This is a genomic window from Serratia sp. JSRIV002 (assembly GCF_019968725.1).
GTDB lineage: Bacteria > Pseudomonadota > Gammaproteobacteria > Enterobacterales > Enterobacteriaceae > Chania > Chania fonticola_B.
Genome location: NZ_CP074143.1, coordinates 3,363,239 through 3,381,256, shown reverse-complemented (window position 1 = coordinate 3,381,256; position 18,018 = coordinate 3,363,239). Strand labels below are relative to the sequence as shown.

Sequence of the window (18,018 nt, the reverse complement as noted above, 5' to 3'; positions counted from 1 at the left end):
ATCTCTCCTTAGACTTATTATTGCAACACATTTATCGCCTGGCGCTCGAAGCGCATTTGGTATGTCTGCAATTGTTCGGTGATCTTATCTATTTCACCGTGCCAACCTGCTATTTCCTGATAGATGGTTTCACGGTTCATAAAGGCACGAGAACCCAGCCTCCTGCTGACGGTATCTTTCATCTCTTTATGCAGTTCAGTTCTGCTTTTGCCCTTTGACCGCGATTCGTGGAGATATTTCTCACATAGTAGATGGAAAGTTTGCGAGAATCGCTCCTCCGCTGTCGCAGAATTTTGTGTAGAAACGCCGTTTGCGGAAGCGTCGACCAACTGGTGTAGCAGGGTGATAGCCGGATGCGTATTTCCCTGGCCCAGACCTTGCCGCTGGGTGAAGATGCCAGCGGACAAGTCAAATATGTTTTGCAGGCGCACGCCGAACGCTATCAAGTCATCGGTAAGTATCAAAGTTTGTAAAAACGTTTTATCAAAACCCGCTATTGCGAGATTCTCTAGCAAACAAGTCTGCCCATAGGTGAAGTTGAAAGAAGCATTAATACCCTGTTGTGTTGCAGCAAGAAATTCTGGGCCGAACCGGTACTTGGCCAGATAAAAGCCAAGATCCAGTACGCCTTGCAGCAGTAACGGCGCATCCTCGTTCAGCTTTTTGTGCTGAATATAGCTGCGGCCAGCCTCTTGTCGTTCACCGGGAAACACGCTGCGCATGCCATGAAAATCGAGCAGTCGACCTTGCATATCGCAATTGGATGGCGATGTCATCATCACCAGATGACGACTGCGACAATAGGCGATCTGGGTAGCAAGACGTTGGGCCAGTTCACAAAGGCCATATAAGGCCCGTTCTTCTTGCGGCAACGTAAGCCATTGTTCTTCATCTAGCGTCAAAGGGCGCGGTAATAGAGAGGGAACGACCGTGATCAATTTCTCCACTCGGATAGCATCCGCTGGCTGCGAGAGCATTGCTGCATGGGGTTGGTAGTACGGAGCGCGGCAAAAATGGGCGGGGCGAATCACGGGTTCGCGCACCAATAAAGCCCGACGTTCATGCACCGTTGACGACACCGATGGCGCATTTTTAACACTGATATTGTCAGCCAGTAATATCGCTTTATTGGGTACAGCACCATATGGAAGCAACTTGGCCATTAAGTTTCCCCATAGCGCTTCTAGCACTGCCCCCGTCAACGTTAGTTCACCATTGACCTGTTTGGACCCTCTACCGACCAATGCATTGGCACCGATGCCTTTAACCTGCCAGCGGCCATCGAAACCGCAGCGAGCACCGCCGCCGTTGCGTGAGATAGCTCCTCCGCCATAGCGTTCGGCATAAAATAATTTTTCATCTGCTAAAAGCGGGGTGCAGGGATCGAAAAGAGAATGCTGTTTATTATCTTTGATAAGATAACTGGCTGCCGTTTTCAGTTCTGCCAATTCATCATCGTCTAAAACATTGCTCCAAAGGAGTTGGGTATCTATCTTTTTTGCCGTAAAGGGAACTAGACACTCATTAAGTGCAGAGAGGCTGATCATTTTAATTTCCTTATTATCATTTTTCCAGCATCTGAGGACTTCGCTTAGTAACCTGTTACTGTTGCAACTCGGCAGCTAATGAAATTGACGAAGTTCACTTTGTTATTGTGCTTACGTGCCGTCAATCAAAGATATGATTTATCGCCATCAGAACCATGGGGAAACGACAGTTCAATCCCTGGTTAATGTTCACATGTAGACTCCTTTCTTGTGAGAGGTGACATACAAAAGAAAATGCCATATTGAAAAGCCATAAATTTTCGATGTCATAACTGCAATCACGTATTTAAGCGTTTTCTGTTTCTGCAATAGTAAAACAAAGATCTTTCGATAATGAGTATGGGAATGATAATCATGCTCATTTACGTATAAAAGTTACAGCGCTTAATCTGAAAAGTCAATAGGGTATTCTCATTATTGTTTCCAAGGTCCGTTTGGAAAACGGAATATCCAGCAACCTGGGCTTCCTCATAAAATCAATACTGGGATATATATTGCTGAAGGGAGGGGTAATACTTATAACTATAACTGGTATCTATAATTACTAGCGATTGGGGTCTTGATGAAAGGAGTAATGGTGATAACGTTCCCTCAAGGGAAGCGCGTGTGACCTGAATTTTTCGCATTTTAAGGCTGCTGAAGTTGTCCGAAGGCTCGGACAAAAATCTGAACTTTATTGCCTGTAAATGCCACAACACCACCATTTCGCGGTGGCCGTCTTCCACAACCCTGTATTAGGATGACCTGTGGCGAGATGGCTCGTCAGCTTGCCAATTACCGTCTATTTCTTCTTTATAACTAATAATAACAACAGGTTAAAATGAAACGTAAAGATGCGGTTCGCCAGGAGCTGGAACGTCTTACCCTTACGCTTAACCGGGAAACGCTTGAACAAAGCGCTGGCGGTTTTGCCGCGGAAACCATCGCTTTTAACCTGGGATTGGCACGTAACTCTGTCAGTAAAGAACTTAACGAGCTACACGCTGAGCGATTGGTCATCAAGATTAAATCCCGTCCGGTGCTGTTTTTGCACCGGGCAGTCTGTGAGCAGTTGATTGAGCAATCTTTGCCAGATGACAGGCTGGAAGCCAAAGATTTACTGGCGCTATTACCCGCCAAAGCCTTGCCGCAGCCAGCCAGTGATGATCCTTTTCATACGGTGATTGGCTATGACCGCAGCCTGCGGTTGTCGGTAGAGAAGGGTAAGGCGGCGGTGCTTTATCCCGGTGGATTGCATGTGTTGCTTACTGGGCCTTCCGGGGTGGGGAAAACCTTCTTTGCCGAGGTGATGCACCAATTCGCCATGGTGCAACAGCCCCAGCGCCAAATCCCGTTGGTGTATTTCAACTGTGCCGAGTACGCCCATAACCCGGAGCTGCTTTCATCCCATCTGTTTGGTCACAAACAGGGCGCGTTTACCGGCGCGATTGAAAGCAAACGTGGCCTGATCGAACAGGCGGACGGTGGCTTTCTGTTACTCGATGAAGTCCACCGCTTGCCCTACGAAGGGCAGGAGAAACTGTTTTCGATCCTGGATAAAGGTGAATATCGGCCACTGGGTTCAAGCGAGAAAGCCCGACCCATCAGCGTACGGCTGATCTGCGCTACCACCGAAAGCCCAGACTCAACACTGCTACGCACTTTCCTGCGGCGTATTCAGGTATCGATTGCCATACCGGCGTTGCGGGAGCGCTCATTGGAGGAACAGGTAGAAATCATTACCGGTTTCTTACAGCTCGAGAGCCGCAAGATTGGCCGCATTATCCGTTTGGATAAGGGGTTGCTGCTCTATCTGCTGGAGAAGCCGCTGAGCGGCAATATCGGCCAACTTAAAAGCGATATCCAGTTTCTCTGTGCCCAGGCCTGGGCCAGCGGTATGGGGCACAGTAGCCCGAGGCTGTTGCTGGATAAGCGGCTGATGGATGTCCCGCACTCTGCTAGCGCAAGCAGTCGCCTGCTGGTTGATGCGCTATTTGGTCAGCAGGAGTATCTGGATATCAGTTCACAGCCTCTTGAGCAGCTTAAGCAGCATCTGAGCGCCTTGAGCAGCGAGCAGGACAGCGATCTGTTTTACACCTATCTGACGCGCGAATACGTCAACCTGCGCAATAGCAACGTGCCGCCGCAGGAAACCCTGTCGATCCTGAAGAACAAGCTACGCACCATTTTTGAATATGGGCTGTACAGCCGCAACGGTGGGGAAAGTGAGGAGCGCTATTATGGCGGTCAGGTCGAGCAACGCATTACGTTGTTGATTGGCTGCATTGAACAGGTGTTGGGTTTCCCACTGCCACAGAATATGGCCGGTCATCTGCGTAAACACCTGCTGGCGCTGCTTTCCTATGTGCAGAAAGGCCTGATCCCCAACCTGTACTCCTCTAGCCTGATCCTGGATTACTGCAAGGATGAGTACGATAACGCCAACCAGCTATGCCGCAAAATCAATGAAATCTTCCATATCCAATGCCCATCGACGGAAATCGTCTACCTGTGTCTGTTTTTGAAGGAGTGCCGCAGTTTCCGCCAGCGCAAGGAGGTTAGCCCTGACTGCGGTGCCATGTTGATCGGCCACGGCACCACCACGGCCAGCAGCATGGCGCACTATGTCAATCGGGTACTGGAATGTGAGCTGTTTACCGCCATCGATATGCCGTTCGAGCAGTCGGTGCATGACACATTGGAATTACTGATCGCCACACTGCGGGAAAAGCGCTATCAGCGCTTGATCCTGATTGTGGATATCGGCTCGTTGGTGCACTTTGCCAGCACCGTCAGCAAACTGTTCCACATTGATGTGCTGCTGATCCAGAACATCACCATGGGGGCGTTGCTGGAGATTGGGCTGGATCTGACCTATGAAACCAGTGATTTCGCCCCCTTGATGGAACTGATGGCCAGCAAAGGGATTGCCCATCAGCTTTACGACCAGCGTGAAGATGAGATCGGCAAGGTGTTGGCAATCTCCTGTATTACCGGGATGGGCACGGCGGTGAAGATCAAGAAAGTGCTGGAGGAAAGCTTCGGTGAGCTGATGGCGGAAGACACCCGCATGGTATTGGTGGATTACAACGAAGTGCGCAGCCTGGAGCGATTGCGTCATGCGATAGGCGGTAACGAACGTCTGGTGGGTATCGTGGGGACCTTCCAGCCCGGCTTGCCGGATATCCCGTTTATCGCGTTGGAAGAGCTGTTCTCCGAACAGGGGCCGGAACTGGTGCTCAGCCTGTTGAACCCGGACCTTGGCAGCGCCGAACGCCAGTTGCAGGTCGAGCGCTGTTCAATGCGTTTTATCAGCGCGCTGACGCTGGAGAGCATCATCAACCATATTTCCGTGCTCAATCCTCAACGTATCCTGCAAGAGATCGAAGCGGTGTTGCATCAGATTTGTCGCACGCTGGATTTACAGCCATCAAGGCAAGTGACACTTCGCTTCCTGATCCACTGCTGTTGCATGGTGGAGCGTATCGTTTTAAGCCACAAACCGTTACAGATTGCCCTGGATGCCCAGCAGGATATCGACCAACAGGCGTTTTCTGTCATCAAAGACGCGTTTTCGCCGATTGAACGTGCCTATTCTATCCGCCTGTCCGATGCGGAATATTTTTATATCTACGAGCTTCTCTACCGCTAGACCCTGCCATAGCGGGCCTTCACGGCCCGCTCACCACTGACCTCCCTCCGGTGTGCCACAAAATTGGCACAGGCATTGCTATATCTCTAGGGAACGGAAATTTTCAATGACTTTCAATAGATTGCCAGGAGGCCATTTTGGCTGCATTACCACAGATTTTACTACTGACCCACGGCGGCTGGGGCCAACAACTGCGTGAAAGCGTCCGCATGGTGATTGGCGAAACCAGCGGGATATTCGATATCGCGCTGATGCCGGTCGACACGCTGGCGGAGTTCCATAAACGCGTTGAACAACAGGTGAAAACCATGCCGGAGGGTTCATTGATCCTCACCGACTTTATCGGCGGCACTACCTCCAACGTGGCGGCTCGCTTGAGCCGTGACTACGCCATCGGTGTGATTTCCGGCCTGAATGCCACCTTGCTGCTGGCTGCCATCGATTTACGTGAGCAGGGCAATTTTCTCAACCATCTCGACGAGTTGGTTGAACTGGGGCGCAACAGCTGCCTCGACGTAGTTAAACAAATTAAATCAATAACATCAGGGGAATAATCATTATGGCCAACATCGTTTTATGCCGCATTGACAGCCGTTTGATCCACGGTCAGGTCGTTACCAAGTGGGTTGGGCAGTCGCAGGCCAACCGTATCGCGGTAGTGAGTGATGAGCTGGAAGCCGATCCGTTTATGAAAAGCATCTATCTGATGGCCGCTCCGCCGAATGTGAAAGTGGATTGCTATGGCAACCAGAGTTTTGCGGCGGCTTGGCGGGAGAATCAACTGGGGGAGGGCAACGTATTGGTCTTGTTCCCGAACCTGGTTACGGTGCAACAGGCGGTGGTCGACGGGTTTGACGTCAAAAATATCCAGGTGGGTGGCCTGGGTGGTGGGCCGAACCGTAAAGCGGTATTCCAGAACATTACGCTGGATGAGGCAGATGTGGCGATCCTGCGTGACTTACAGCAACGCGGTGTGACGGTGTTCTTCCAGACCATCCCGGAAGACAAGCCGCAGGCACTGGCAGATATTTTGAAGAAGTTCTGATATTCGGCATCTGATCGATTAGGAGCAATACCATGGATAACTTGACCATTGCCATTTGTATGGGGCTGTATTACTGGTTTGCCCGCCTGCGCTTGGGCTACACCCTCTCGGGGATGTTGGTGCAACCCATCGCCATCGCGGTATTCGTCGGCTTCCTGCTGGGGGATATGAAAACGGCGATGATTATCGGCGCCGGGATGCAGTTGGTGTATCTGGGCGTCACCTCTACGCCGGGTGGGAACGTCCCTTCAGATCCGGCGCTGGCGGCCTGTATCGCGCTGCCGATCGCCGTGAAAGCGGGGATGGATCCTAACCTGGCGATCGCGTTGGCAATCCCGTTTGGGGTGATTGGCGTGTTCGTTGACCAGTTACGCCGTACCGTGAACGCCGTTTGGGTACATATGGCCGATAAGCACGCGGAAGAGGCCAATATCAGCGGGATCATGCGCTGTGCCTTCCTGTATCCGGCACTGCTTGGGCTGGTGATCCGCTTCCCGGTGGTGTTTGCCGCCAACTATTTCGGCCAGGGCGTGGTCGAGAAGTTCCTGGCGTTGATGCCACATTGGCTGACCCACTCGTTCGAAATCATGGGCGGCATCCTGCCTGCGCTGGGCTTTGCGATCACCATCATGGTTATCGGCAAGAAAAGCCTGCTGCCTTACTTCATTGCCGGGTTCTTCGCGGTGTTGTATCTCAAGGTCGACATCATGGCGATGGCCATCTTCGGTACCTGCGCGGCATTCCTGGTTAAAAACATGGCCAAAGGTGAGGGAGCCTGATCATGAGCAGCGACATCATGCAACACGAGCTGGTGGAAAGAGCACGCCAAACCAACGTGCTGACCAAGCGGGACATTACCAAAGCCTGGTTTATTTACTGGTTGGGAGCCGAAGTCTCCAACTCTTATGAACGTTTACAGAGCCTGATTTTCTGCGCCTCAATGACGCCGATTATTAAAAAGCTCTATCCGCAGAAAGAAGAGCAGGTTGAGGCGCTGAAACGCCACCTGAACTTCTTCAACAGTGAACAGACCTTTGGTGCGGTGATCCAGGGCGTTGCCATCGCCATGGAAGAACAGAAGACCCGTGGCGAGCCGATTTCCGATTCGTCCATCACCGGGATTAAAACCGGCCTGATGGGGCCGCTGGCCGGAATTGGTGACTCGGTGGTCTGGGCGGCGATCATGCCGCTGTTGATCGCCATCTTCATACCCTTCGCGGCCAACGGCAGCGCCATGGGTGGCATCATGCCGGTGGTGTTGTATACCGTTATCACCATGGCGATCAGCTACGGCTTGGCCCACAAAGGCTACACGCTAGGGCGGGAATCGATCATCGGGCTGCTGCAAGGGGGCAAGATAAAAGAGCTGATCTACGGGGCCAACGTGCTCGGGCTGATCATGATGGGAGCGCTGTCTGCCAGCTACGTCAAGATCACCTCGCCGCTGAAAATCAGCGCGTTGGAAGGTTCCGAGGTGGTAGTGCAACAGATCCTGGACTCCATCGCCCCCGGCCTGTTGCCGCTGGCTGCGGTGTTCTCGATCTACTTCTATCTGGTCAAAAAAGGGCCGCGCTATACCACCATTCTGCTTTCGGTAGTGGTACTGAGCGTGGTGTGTTCCCTGTTAGGCATTTTGTAATGGAGCAGCGATGAATATTTATCAACGGCTCGGGCTGAAACGGGTGATCAACGCCAGCGGCAAGATGACCCTCCTTGGTGTTTCTTCGGTGCCGAAAGAAGTGATGGCGGCCACGGCCGAGGCGGCGTCGGCCTTTGTGGAAATTGATGCGCTGGTGGATCGCGTTGGCGAACTGATCTCTCAGCATACCGGTGCGCAAGACAGCTATGTGACCTCCTGCGCCTCCGCCGGGGTGGCTATTGCGGTCGCGGCAGCCATTACCCGGGGGGAGCCGGAGCGGGTGGCACTGATGCCATGTAGTAAAGGTTTGGCGAATGAAATCGTCATGCTACGTGGCCACAATATTGACTACGGTGCGCCGATCACCACCGCTATCCGGCTGGGCGGCGGTAAGGTGGTTGAGGTGGGGCAAAGCAATCTGGCGGCCCGCTGGCAACTGGCAAAGGCCATCACGGCGCAGACGGCGGCGCTGTTTTACGTCAAGTCGCATCACTGTGTGCAAAAGGGCATGGTTGCGCTGAGCGATTTTGTCTCCGTGGCCCGTGATGCCGGGCTGCCGCTGATTGTGGATGCGGCCGCAGAGGAAGATTTGCGGGCCTATGTTGCAGCCGGGGCCAACATGGTGGTGTATAGCGGGGCCAAAGCGCTGGACGCACCGACCTCCGGTTTTGTCACTGGCGATCGGCAATGGGTCGCCTGTTGCAAGGCCCAGCATAACGGCATTGCGCGTGCGATGAAGATCGGCAAGGAGAACATGGTGGGGCTGGTGATGGCGCTGGATCATTATCAGCAACATCAACCGGACTGGAGCCGCCAATTACCGGCATTGCGCGAATTGGCACAGCAGATTTCCGCGCTGCCGGGCCTACAGGCGGAGATCGAACAGGATGAAGCCGGGCGAGCGATTTATCGGGTGCGGGTAAGCGTAGACACCTCCAGGCTAGGATTAACCGCCTATCAGGTGGAAGAGCAACTGCGCACTGGCGAGGTGGCGATTTACACCCGCCATTACTGGCTGAATCAGGGCGTCTTCAGCTTCGATCCACGGGCGCTGCGCGACGACGACTTTGCGTTGATTGTGGAGAGGTTGACGGAAATTGTGCAACAGGCCAGGGGGCAACATGCAACAGCTTGATTTTTACCAGGGGCGAGTGGCTATCAACGTGCTGGCCAAAGATATCCCTAACGCATTACAGGTACACCATGCCGCTGAAGGACATGCCGCTATTGGCGTGATCTCGGCGCAGTTCACCAACGTCGAACAGGGTGTGGCCGAGGTGAAGCGCTGGATGGAGCACATCCCGGCTATTTCCGTTGGCTTGGGGGCAGGGTCGGCGGCACAGTTTTATAAGGCGGCAATGATTGCGGCGGCCACCGCGCCTGCACACGTCAACCAAACCTTCACAGGCTGTGGTTTTGCCGCGGGTGCATTGGCGGCCCGTGGCATCAGCAATACCTGCATCAATGCCTTGATCTCGCCAACCGGCACGCCAGGGAAGGTGATCATTTCCACCGGAGTTCACAGCAGCCAGGGCGAGCCTGCCGTGGTGAGCTGTGACAGCGCTGTGCGTATGATCCTCGATCTGGGTGGTCATGCGGCCAAATTCTTCCCGATGGGGGGGTTATCGTCGCTGGCAGAACTGCGCGCATTGGCGGAAAGTTGCGTGCGCAATGGCATGACCATGATCGAACCCACCGGCGGGATCGATACGCGAAACTTCCTGCCAATACTGGAAACCTGCCTTGACGCAGGAGTCGCAAAGGTGATGCCACACGTTTACAGTTCCATCATCGATCCACACAGCGGAGAGACCCGAGCCGAAGAGGTCGCGTTGCTGCTGGAAGGCATCAAACATATCCTGCGCTAAGGCGCGTGGCGCCTGAATTTGCCGCACTTACCGGCTAGCGAAATTCTCACAAGGCTCAGGAATAAATTCGAGCCTTTTTTTAATTTTTAAAAACATTAAGGCTCTTATTTATAACTCATTTTTTTTCGCTAAATGTGAAAACGGCGGTTTGCTTTCTGATTTTCGCTATGGTAAAACTAATGCAGTTGAAAATTTTACATTCATGAGGATATTGGGCAAATCGCACGGTGTGCGGCTGAAGATAGAGAATAATTATGATGAAACTTAATGGAATGCCTCTCAGAACATCTTGTTGCCAACTTTTCCTTTCTGCCATTCTTGCCAGTGAGCATCACTGGTGCAGCGAGCTATAGCGTCTTTCTCCCTTTACCGGTGCTGATGACTGGGTTCACTTCCCGTCTTTTGGCGTTGCCGGGCAAACTTCTTTAATACGTTTGGGTAGGTTTATCCCCAGAGATTTCTATATCTCAAGCGCCGCCGTGCGCCTGTTTGATGAGATAGATTGGGATAAATACGCCTTAGCGTGCGTGATTCGCCGTTTGGGAGAAAAATTATGATTTATTGGATCTTTTTAGGCTTTGCCATTACCGCCGAAATAATCGGCACTCTGTCCATGAAATACGCTAGCGTCAGCGGCGGTATGACCGGACACATCGTCATGTATGTGATGATCACCCTGTCTTACATCATGCTGTCATTAGCGGTAAAACGCGTGGCCTTGGGCGTTGCTTACGCCTTATGGGAAGGGATCGGCATCCTGTTTATTACCCTGTTTAGCGTGATGCTGTTTGATGAGCCAATCTCGGCGCTGAAAGTGCTGGGTCTGGTGGCGTTGATTGCCGGGATCCTGCTGGTGAAATCCGGCACCCGCAAGCCACGAAAACAGGTCAGCCCGCGAGGTAACAACCATGCAACAGCTTGAGTTGTACCACATTGGGTTTCTGGCCTTGGCCATCGTACTGGAGATCGTGGCCAACATCTTTCTGAAGATGTCTAATGGTTTTAGCAGGGTTTGGCTGGGGCTGCTGTCCCTGGTATCGGTATTAGGGGCGTTCAGCGCGCTGGCGCAGGCGGTGAAGGGGATCGATCTTTCGGTCGCTTATGCGCTGTGGGGCGGTTTCGGTATTGCCGCCACCATCGCTGCCGGTTGGATCCTGTTCGGTCAACGGCTCAATGCCAAAGGCTGGATGGGGCTGGCCCTGTTATTGACGGGTATGGTCATCATCAAACTGGCTTAACGGCCAAATAAAAACCGCAGGTAGCTACTCTTGGATTAAGGGTATGACCTGCGGTTTTTTGTTTTACAGCGCCGCGATGATCTTGATTTCAACTTTGTATTTAGGATTCATTAGACGCGCTTCTACGGTACAACGTACCGGCGCGCTGCCTGCAACTACCCAGGCATCCCAGGCGGCATTCATGGCGGCAAAATCATCGCCGTTGGCCAGGAAAATGGTGGCGTCTAAAATCCGGCTCTTGTCCGAACCCACTCGCTCCAACAGCACATCGATAGCGGCCAAGGCGTTGGCGGTTTGCGCCGTAGCGTCATCGTCCAGATTTTCCGGGACGCTGGTGTAATAAACGGTGTCATTGTGGATCACCGCTTCTGACCAGCGCTGTGCCGGATCAATTCGTTCGATATTCATGCAATTATCTCCTTATCATCAACGTCATAAGCGTATCACAGCCAGCAATGGATGTGTGTGTGGATAAAGTCGGTGGTAGCGGCGTGGCAGGCTTGGCATAATCACCGCTGAATGAAACCGGCAGAGAGATAGCGTGGCAGACGATTTCGCACCAGAAGGCGCATTGGCGCAGGCAATTAAAGGGTTCAAGCCCCGTGAACCGCAAAGATTGATGGCAGAGGCGGTAACGGAAGCCATCAATTTCAAACAGGAACTGGTCGTCGAGGCAGGAACCGGCACCGGTAAAACCTACGCCTATCTGGCACCGGCGCTGCGTTCAAAGCGCAAGGTGATTATTTCCACCGGCTCCAAAGCCTTGCAGGATCAGCTTTACGCCCGCGATCTGCCCACCGTGGCCAAGGCATTAAAATACAAAGGCAAGCTGGCGCTGCTCAAGGGGCGTTCCAACTATCTGTGCCTGGAACGTCTGGAGCAGCAATCCATGGCCGGTGGCGATTTGGCTGGCCAGACGCTGATCGATTTGGTGCGGCTGCGCAGCTGGTCAACCCTGACGGAAGAAGGGGATATCAGCTCCTGTAGCGATGTGGCGGAAGACAGCTTTGTCTGGCCGCTGGTGACCAGCACCAACGATAACTGTCTGGGCAGTGATTGCCCGCTGTATAAAGAGTGCTTCGTGGTCAAGGCACGGCGCCGGGCAATGGATGCCGACGTGGTGGTGGTTAACCATCATCTGTTTCTGGCGGATATGGTGGTCAAGGAGGGCGGTTTTGCCGAACTGATCCCGGAAGCGGACGTGATGATCTTCGACGAAGCGCATCAGATCCCGGATATCGCCAGCCAATACTTCGGCAAGCAGCTCACCAGCCGTCAACTGATGGATCTGGCTAAAGACATCACCATTGCTTACCGTACCGAGGTGCGCGATAGCGCACAGTTGCAAAAGAGCGCCGATCGCCTCAGCCAGAGCACGCAGGATTTCCGTTTAGCGCTGGGAGAACCGGGTTTTCGCGGTAACCTTCGGGAGGTGCTCACTCAACCTAACGTCCAGCGCGCCTTGCTGCTGCTCGATGATGCGTTGGAGCTGTGTTACGACGTGGTCAAGCTTTCCCTTGGCCGTTCGGCGTTGCTGGATGCCGCCTTCGAGCGTGCGACGCAGTTCCGCGCCCGCCTTAAGCGGCTCAAAGAGGTCAACGAACCCGGCTTCAGCTATTGGTATGAATGCAACTCACGCAGTTTTGTGTTGGCGCTCACACCATTGACGGTATCAGACCGCTTCCGCGAGATGCTGGACGAAAAGCCGGGCAGTTGGATTTTCACCTCGGCAACGCTGTCGGTGAATGAGCAAATGGGCCATTTTACCGATCGTTTGGGGCTGAATAAGGCCAAAACCCTACTGCTACCCAGCCCGTTTGACTATGCCAATCAGGCGTTGCTCTGTGTGCCACGTTTCTTGCCCTCGCCGAATCAACCCGGTGGCGCACGTCAGTTGGCCCGAATGCTGCGGCCAATGATTGAGGCTAACCAGGGCCGCTGTTTCTTCCTGTGCACCTCGCATCAGATGATGCGTGAGCTGGCCGAAGAGTTCCGCGCCACCTTGACGCTGCCGGTGCTGTTGCAAGGGGAAACCAGCAAGGGTCAACTGTTGGCGCAATTTGTCGAAGCGGGCAATGCGTTACTGGTGGCAACCAGCAGCTTCTGGGAAGGGGTTGACGTACGCGGTGATGCGCTCTCTTGCGTGATTATCGATAAGCTGCCGTTTACCTCGCCGGACGATCCGTTGCTGAAGGCGCGCATTGAAGATTGCCGTTTACGCGGCGGTGACCCGTTCAATGATGTGCAACTGCCCGATGCTGTGATTACGCTCAAGCAGGGAGTTGGCCGTCTGATCCGCGATACCGACGATCGGGGCGTGCTGGTGATTTGTGATAACCGCCTGGTGATGCGCCCTTATGGTGAAGTGTTTCTCAACAGCCTGCCACCAACGCCACGTACCCGCGATCTGGCACAGGCTATTGCCTTCCTCAAGGGTGAATAGGCGCGACTTCTGGGGTGTGCTACAATGCGCGCCCTGTATGAAACCACTGATATTTCCCGCCTGAGGTTTGGCATGTCCACGCGAATTTTAGCGATCGATACGGCGACGGAAGCATGTTCTGTCGCTATCTGGAATCAAGGCGAAGTTCACGCCCTGTTTGAACTGTGCCCACGCGAGCATACCCAGCGCATTTTGCCGCTGGTGCAGCAGGTGCTGGCCGAAACCGGATTATCCCTTTCACAACTCGATGCCTTGGCCTTTGGTCGTGGCCCTGGGAGCTTTACCGGCGTGCGTATCGGCATTGGTATTGCCCAAGGGTTGGCGCTCGGCGCCGAACTGCCGATGCTCGGGATTTCCACGTTGCAAACCATGGCGCAAGGTGCCTGGCGCATGACTGGCGCGCAACGAGTGTTGGCGGCGATCGATGCCCGTATGGGCGAAGTCTATTGGGGCCAGTTTGAACGCCAGCCTGATGGCCAGTGGCTGGAAAGCGCAGGGGAAGCGGTGCTGTCTCCACAGCAGGCTCTGGAGCGAGCGCAACATTTGCAAGGCGATTGGGCCCATGTGGGGACCGGTTGGCAAACCTATCCAGATTTGGTTGCAGGTTCCTCGCTGCACGTTACCGACGGGCAAATGCTGTTGCCGCAGGCCGAAGATATGCTGCCTCTGGCTCTACAGGCTTGGCAACAAGGCCTGGCGGTTAGCGTGGAGAATGCTGAACCGACCTATTTGCGTAACGAAGTCACCTGGAAGAAGCTACCGGGACGCGAATAGTTTCCTATAGTTAATCTAAAGTTGCCGCCGATAGGAAACAGCTCCGCTTGCAACTTGCACTGATGAACGTTGTCGAAGTTACAGCTAATTCAGGAGATTGCGATGATCTTAACCCGTACTGTGAGTAAAAAGCTGTTAACGCTGGCAATCGCAAGCAGCGTGTTGGCGCTCTCTGGCTGTGTGACCATTCCGGATGCCATCCAAGGCACCAGCCCTACGCCGGTCGATCGACTGTCGGTGGTGCAAAACGCACCGAAACAGTTTACCGGCGCGGAGGCTCGCTTCGGCGGTACCGTAGTTGCGGTGGCTAATGAACGTGGGCGTACCATTCTGGAGATTGCGGCGGTGCCGCTGGATTCTGGCGCTCGCCCGATATTGGGGGAGCCTTCGCAAGGCCGTTTGCTGGCTTCGGTTAACGGCTTCCTCGATCCGGTCGACTTCAGAGGACAACTTGTTACCGTGGTTGGGCCGATTACCGGCCTGCGGGATGGTAAGATTGGCATGACGCCTTACCGCTTTGTCACCATGGATGCGACCGGTTTCAAGCGTTGGCGCATCGCTCAGCAGATTGTGATGCCGCCACAGCCAATGGGGCCGTGGGGCTGGCATAATGGCCCATGGGGCCCAGGTTGGGGCGGGGGTTATGGCTGGTATAATCCAGGTCCGGCGCAGGTGCAAACTTTCGTTACGGAGTAAGGACGCAGATCTGAGGCTTCGGCAAGTAGGATAGTTTTTATACTTTAGGGCGGCTTAATGGCCGCCTTAACTTTTTTTGTTGTGCGGTTGCGTCGGCAATTAGTGACGCACATCGCAACCTGAATATTGTTTAAAACCCAAACTGGTACGCTGAGTTAAAATATTGTTAAAGTTTGGCTGCAATTTTGGGGGCTACGATGATAATTAGTAATGATTTCAGGAGTAATAGCTTGGAAAAGGTCTGGTTAAAACGTTACCCGGCGGATGTTCCGGCAGAAATCGATGCCGATCAATACTCATCCCTGATCGAAATGTTTGAGAATGCGGTTGCCCGTTACGCGGATCAACCCGCCTTTATCAACATGGGTGAGGTGATGACCTTCCGCAAGCTGGAAGAGCGCAGCCGAGCATTTGCCGCCTACCTGCAAAACGAGTTGGGGCTGAAGAAGGGCGACCGTGTGGCGCTGATGATGCCCAACCTGTTGCAATACCCGATCGCTCTGTTCGGTATTTTGCGGGCGGGGATGGTGGTGGTTAACGTCAACCCGCTGTATACCCCTCGTGAGTTGGAACATCAACTGAACGACAGCGGTGCCAGCGCGATTGTCATCGTTTCCAATTTCGCCCACACCTTGGAAAAGGTGGTGTTCAAAACCCAGGTTAAACACGTCATTCTGACCCGCATGGGCGACCAGCTTTCTGCAGCCAAAGGCACGTTGGTCAACTTTGTGGTGAAGTACATCAAGCGGCTGGTGCCCAAATACGACCTGCCGGATGCCATCTCGTTTCGCAGCGCGTTGCAGCGTGGCCGCCGCCTGCAATACGTGAAGCCAGATATTATCAATACCGATCTGGCCTTCCTGCAGTATACCGGCGGTACTACCGGCGTGGCGAAAGGGGCGATGCTGACCCACCGCAACATGCAGGCCAATCTGGTACAGGCCAAAGCGGCTTATGTGCCGTTACTGCGTGAAGGGCAGGAGTTGGTGGTTACCGCCTTGCCGCTGTATCACATCTTTGCGTTGACGGTGAACTGCCTACTGTTTATCGAGTTGGGCGGCCGTAGCCTGCTGATCACCAACCCACGTGATATTCCGGGGCTGGTGAAGGAGCTGGCAAAATACCCGTTCAGCGCCATGACCGGGGTAAATACCCTGTTTAATGCGTTATTGAACAATGAAGATTTCCAGAAGCTGGACTTCTCCACGCTGCGGCTTTCCGTTGGCGGAGGGATGTCGGTGCAGAAATCGGTGGCGGAAAAGTGGGAAAAGCTGACCGGCCATCATTTGCTGGAAGGCTATGGGCTGACGGAGTGCTCTCCGCTAGTCTCTGGCAACCCGCATGATTTGAAACACTATAGCGGCAGCATTGGCCTGCCGGTGCCATCTACCGATATCCGTCTGGTGGATGATGAAGGCAAAGATGTGCCGGTCGGTCAACCCGGTGAACTTTGGGTTAAAGGGCCGCAAGTTATGTTAGGCTATTGGCAACGCCCTGACGCGACGGACGAAGTGTTGCGCGATGGCTGGCTGGCGACTGGGGATGTGGTTACCGTGGATGATGAGGGCTTTATCCGCATCGTTGACCGTAAGAAAGATATGATCCTGGTTTCTGGTTTTAACGTCTACCCGAACGAGATCGAAGAGATCGTTAGCCAGCACCCTAAAGTGCTGGAATGTGCGGCCATTGGGGTACCCAGCGATGCTTCCGGTGAAGCGGTGAAGATTTGTGTGGTGAAGAAAGATCAGACACTCACCAAAGAAGAGTTGCTAACCCATTGCCGTCGGCACCTGACAGGGTATAAAGTGCCAAAAATTGTTGAGTTCCGTGACGAGTTGCCGAAGTCGAACGTCGGCAAAATCTTACGACGGGAACTGCGTGACGAACAGAAAAAGCCCAAGGCTGACGATGCCGCCTAGGCCAATCGTTGCTCCCCTTTTCAACAGCGCCGGTGAATAAGCCGGCGTTGTTGTGTTTGAATCCTAAAAATGACCAAGAGAATGATGTTTTGAATTATCAGTTGATCACTACCGACGCCGGATTGCAGCAGGTCTGCGAGCAGGCAAGAAACTACGCCCAGGTGGCGCTGGATACCGAGTTCGTCCGCACGCGTACCTATTATCCGCAGTTAGGCCTGATCCAGTTATATGATGGTGAACAACTTTCCCTGATCGATCCTCTCCCCATCAAGCAGTGGCAACCCTTTATCGACCTGCTGGCCGATACCGCCGTCGTGAAATTCCTGCACGCTGGTAGCGAAGATCTTGAGGTGTTTCTGAACGCCTTCAAGACGCTGCCGACACCGATGGTCGATACCCAAATCCTGGCGGCCTTCAGCGGCCATACGCTGTCCTGTGGCTTTGCCAAGCTGGTGACGGAGTACATGAAGGTCGATCTCGATAAGAGTGAATCGCGTACCGACTGGTTGGCGCGGCCATTGACCGAGCGCCAATGCGTTTATGCCGCAGCTGATGTGTTCTACCTGTTGCCGATGGCCAAGCAACTGGTGCAGGAGACCGAGGAGGCGGGTTGGACCGCTGCAGCCGATAACGAGTGCCGTTTGCTCTGCCAACGGCGCAGTGAAGCGCTGGCGCCGGAATTGGCCTATCGCGAAATCACCAATGCCTGGCAGTTACGTCCGCGTCAGTTGGCTTGCCTGCAAAAACTGGCCGAGTGGCGTTTACGTCAGGCGCGTGAACGCGATCTGGCGGTGAACTTTGTCGTGCGTGAAGAGAACCTATGGGCCGTGGCGCGCTATATGCCGGGTTCGCTGGGTGAACTGGAGGCGCTGGGGCTGAGTGGTCCGGAGATCCGCTATCATGGTAAAACCCTGGTGGCGCTGGTGGCGGAGGCTAACGCTCTCGAAGAATCAGCCTTGCCGGCACCGTTGAGTAACCTGGTCGATCATCCTGGCTATAAGAAAGTGTTCAAGGAGATTAAGGCTGCCATTACGTTGGTAAGTGAGCAGAGTGGCCTTAGCGTCGAACTGCTGGCTTCGCGGCGGCAGATTAACCAGTTGCTGAATTGGCACTGGAAATTGAAAGAGAGCGAGTCACAGCCTGAGTTAATCAGTGGTTGGCGTGGTGAGCTATTGGCCGCGCCGTTGCAGGCGATCCTACAGGATTATTAATCGTTAA

At 53.8% G+C, this 18,018-nt stretch carries 16 protein-coding genes; 14 read left to right on the top strand and 2 right to left on the bottom strand.

Annotated elements, in window-relative coordinates; genetic code table 11:
• Window positions 1-17: 17 nt before the first annotated feature.
• Window positions 18-1,547 (bottom strand): hypothetical protein, encoded by a 1,530-nt coding sequence (locus tag KGP26_RS15890; protein ID WP_179247580.1) that lies wholly within the window; start codon window positions 1,545-1,547, stop codon window positions 18-20.
• Window positions 1,548-2,367: 820 nt separating this feature from the next.
• Here KGP26_RS15890 and KGP26_RS15885 point away from each other — a divergent pair.
• The 9 genes from KGP26_RS15885 to mdtI all read left to right on the top strand — a co-directional run bounded on the left by KGP26_RS15885 (window position 2,368) and on the right by mdtI (window position 10,968).
• On the top strand, window positions 2,368-5,178 hold the full coding sequence (locus tag KGP26_RS15885) for a sigma 54-interacting transcriptional regulator (protein WP_223499898.1): 2,811 nt from the start codon (window positions 2,368-2,370) through the stop codon (window positions 5,176-5,178).
• 137 nt (window positions 5,179-5,315) lie between these two features.
• Window positions 5,316-5,732 carry a PTS sugar transporter subunit IIA gene (locus KGP26_RS15880; protein ID WP_371822638.1) on the top strand — a complete coding sequence of 139 codons (417 nt, stop codon included), beginning with the start codon at window positions 5,316-5,318 and terminating at the stop codon, window positions 5,730-5,732.
• 5 nt (window positions 5,733-5,737) lie between these two features.
• Window positions 5,738-6,223 (top strand): PTS sugar transporter subunit IIB, encoded by a 486-nt coding sequence (locus KGP26_RS15875; protein WP_021806650.1) that lies wholly within the window; start codon window positions 5,738-5,740, stop codon window positions 6,221-6,223.
• A 32-nt stretch (window positions 6,224-6,255) separates the two neighbouring features.
• Entirely contained in the window at window positions 6,256-7,002 is a 747-nt protein-coding gene (locus tag KGP26_RS15870; protein ID WP_223535647.1) for a PTS sugar transporter subunit IIC, read from the top strand.
• The gene (locus KGP26_RS15865; RefSeq protein ID WP_161629439.1) at window positions 7,002-7,862 is read left to right on the top strand and encodes a PTS system mannose/fructose/sorbose family transporter subunit IID; all 861 of its coding nucleotides are present in this window, start codon (window positions 7,002-7,004) and stop codon (window positions 7,860-7,862) included. Before KGP26_RS15870 ends, KGP26_RS15865 begins: the two co-directional genes overlap by 1 nt.
• A 10-nt stretch (window positions 7,863-7,872) precedes the next feature.
• Window positions 7,873-8,997 carry a DgaE family pyridoxal phosphate-dependent ammonia lyase gene (locus KGP26_RS15860; RefSeq protein ID WP_223535645.1) on the top strand — a complete coding sequence of 375 codons (1,125 nt, stop codon included), beginning with the start codon at window positions 7,873-7,875 and terminating at the stop codon, window positions 8,995-8,997.
• On the top strand, window positions 8,984-9,730 hold the full coding sequence (locus KGP26_RS15855; protein ID WP_223664270.1) for a KDGP aldolase: 747 nt from the start codon (window positions 8,984-8,986) through the stop codon (window positions 9,728-9,730). Before KGP26_RS15860 ends, KGP26_RS15855 begins: the two co-directional genes overlap by 14 nt.
• A gap of 553 nt (window positions 9,731-10,283) precedes the next feature.
• Window positions 10,284-10,652, top strand: a complete 369-nt coding sequence (gene mdtJ / locus KGP26_RS15850; RefSeq protein ID WP_021181165.1) for a multidrug/spermidine efflux SMR transporter subunit MdtJ — start codon at window positions 10,284-10,286, stop codon at window positions 10,650-10,652.
• Window positions 10,639-10,968: a multidrug/spermidine efflux SMR transporter subunit MdtI gene (mdtI, locus tag KGP26_RS15845; protein ID WP_021181166.1), complete on the top strand. Its 330-nt coding sequence runs from the start codon at window positions 10,639-10,641 to the stop codon at window positions 10,966-10,968. The genes mdtJ and mdtI overlap by 14 nt, the downstream gene beginning before the upstream one ends.
• 63 nt (window positions 10,969-11,031) lie before the next feature.
• Here mdtI and KGP26_RS15840 read toward each other — a convergent pair whose 3' ends face one another.
• Entirely contained in the window at window positions 11,032-11,376 is a 345-nt protein-coding gene (locus tag KGP26_RS15840) for a RidA family protein (protein ID WP_021806645.1), read from the bottom strand.
• Window positions 11,377-11,509: 133 nt separating this feature from the next.
• Between KGP26_RS15840 and KGP26_RS15835 the strand changes: the two genes are divergently transcribed.
• The 5 genes from KGP26_RS15835 (at window position 11,510) to rnd (ending at window position 18,011) form a co-directional block, all read left to right on the top strand.
• Window positions 11,510-13,411: an ATP-dependent DNA helicase gene (locus tag KGP26_RS15835; RefSeq protein WP_021181168.1), complete on the top strand. Its 1,902-nt coding sequence runs from the start codon at window positions 11,510-11,512 to the stop codon at window positions 13,409-13,411.
• Window positions 13,412-13,483: 72 nt separating this feature from the next.
• Complete coding sequence (gene tsaB, locus KGP26_RS15830; protein WP_037376119.1) at window positions 13,484-14,185, top strand: tRNA (adenosine(37)-N6)-threonylcarbamoyltransferase complex dimerization subunit type 1 TsaB; 702 nt, start codon at window positions 13,484-13,486, stop codon at window positions 14,183-14,185.
• A gap of 105 nt (window positions 14,186-14,290) precedes the next feature.
• Window positions 14,291-14,881 (top strand): Slp family lipoprotein, encoded by a 591-nt coding sequence (locus KGP26_RS15825; RefSeq protein ID WP_046808505.1) that lies wholly within the window; start codon window positions 14,291-14,293, stop codon window positions 14,879-14,881.
• A 230-nt stretch (window positions 14,882-15,111) separates the two neighbouring features.
• On the top strand, window positions 15,112-16,800 hold the full coding sequence (fadD, locus tag KGP26_RS15820; RefSeq protein ID WP_021806642.1) for a long-chain-fatty-acid--CoA ligase FadD: 1,689 nt from the start codon (window positions 15,112-15,114) through the stop codon (window positions 16,798-16,800).
• 89 nt (window positions 16,801-16,889) lie between these two features.
• Complete coding sequence (gene rnd / locus KGP26_RS15815; RefSeq protein WP_039996064.1) at window positions 16,890-18,011, top strand: ribonuclease D; 1,122 nt, start codon at window positions 16,890-16,892, stop codon at window positions 18,009-18,011.
• Window positions 18,012-18,018: the final 7 nt, after the last annotated feature.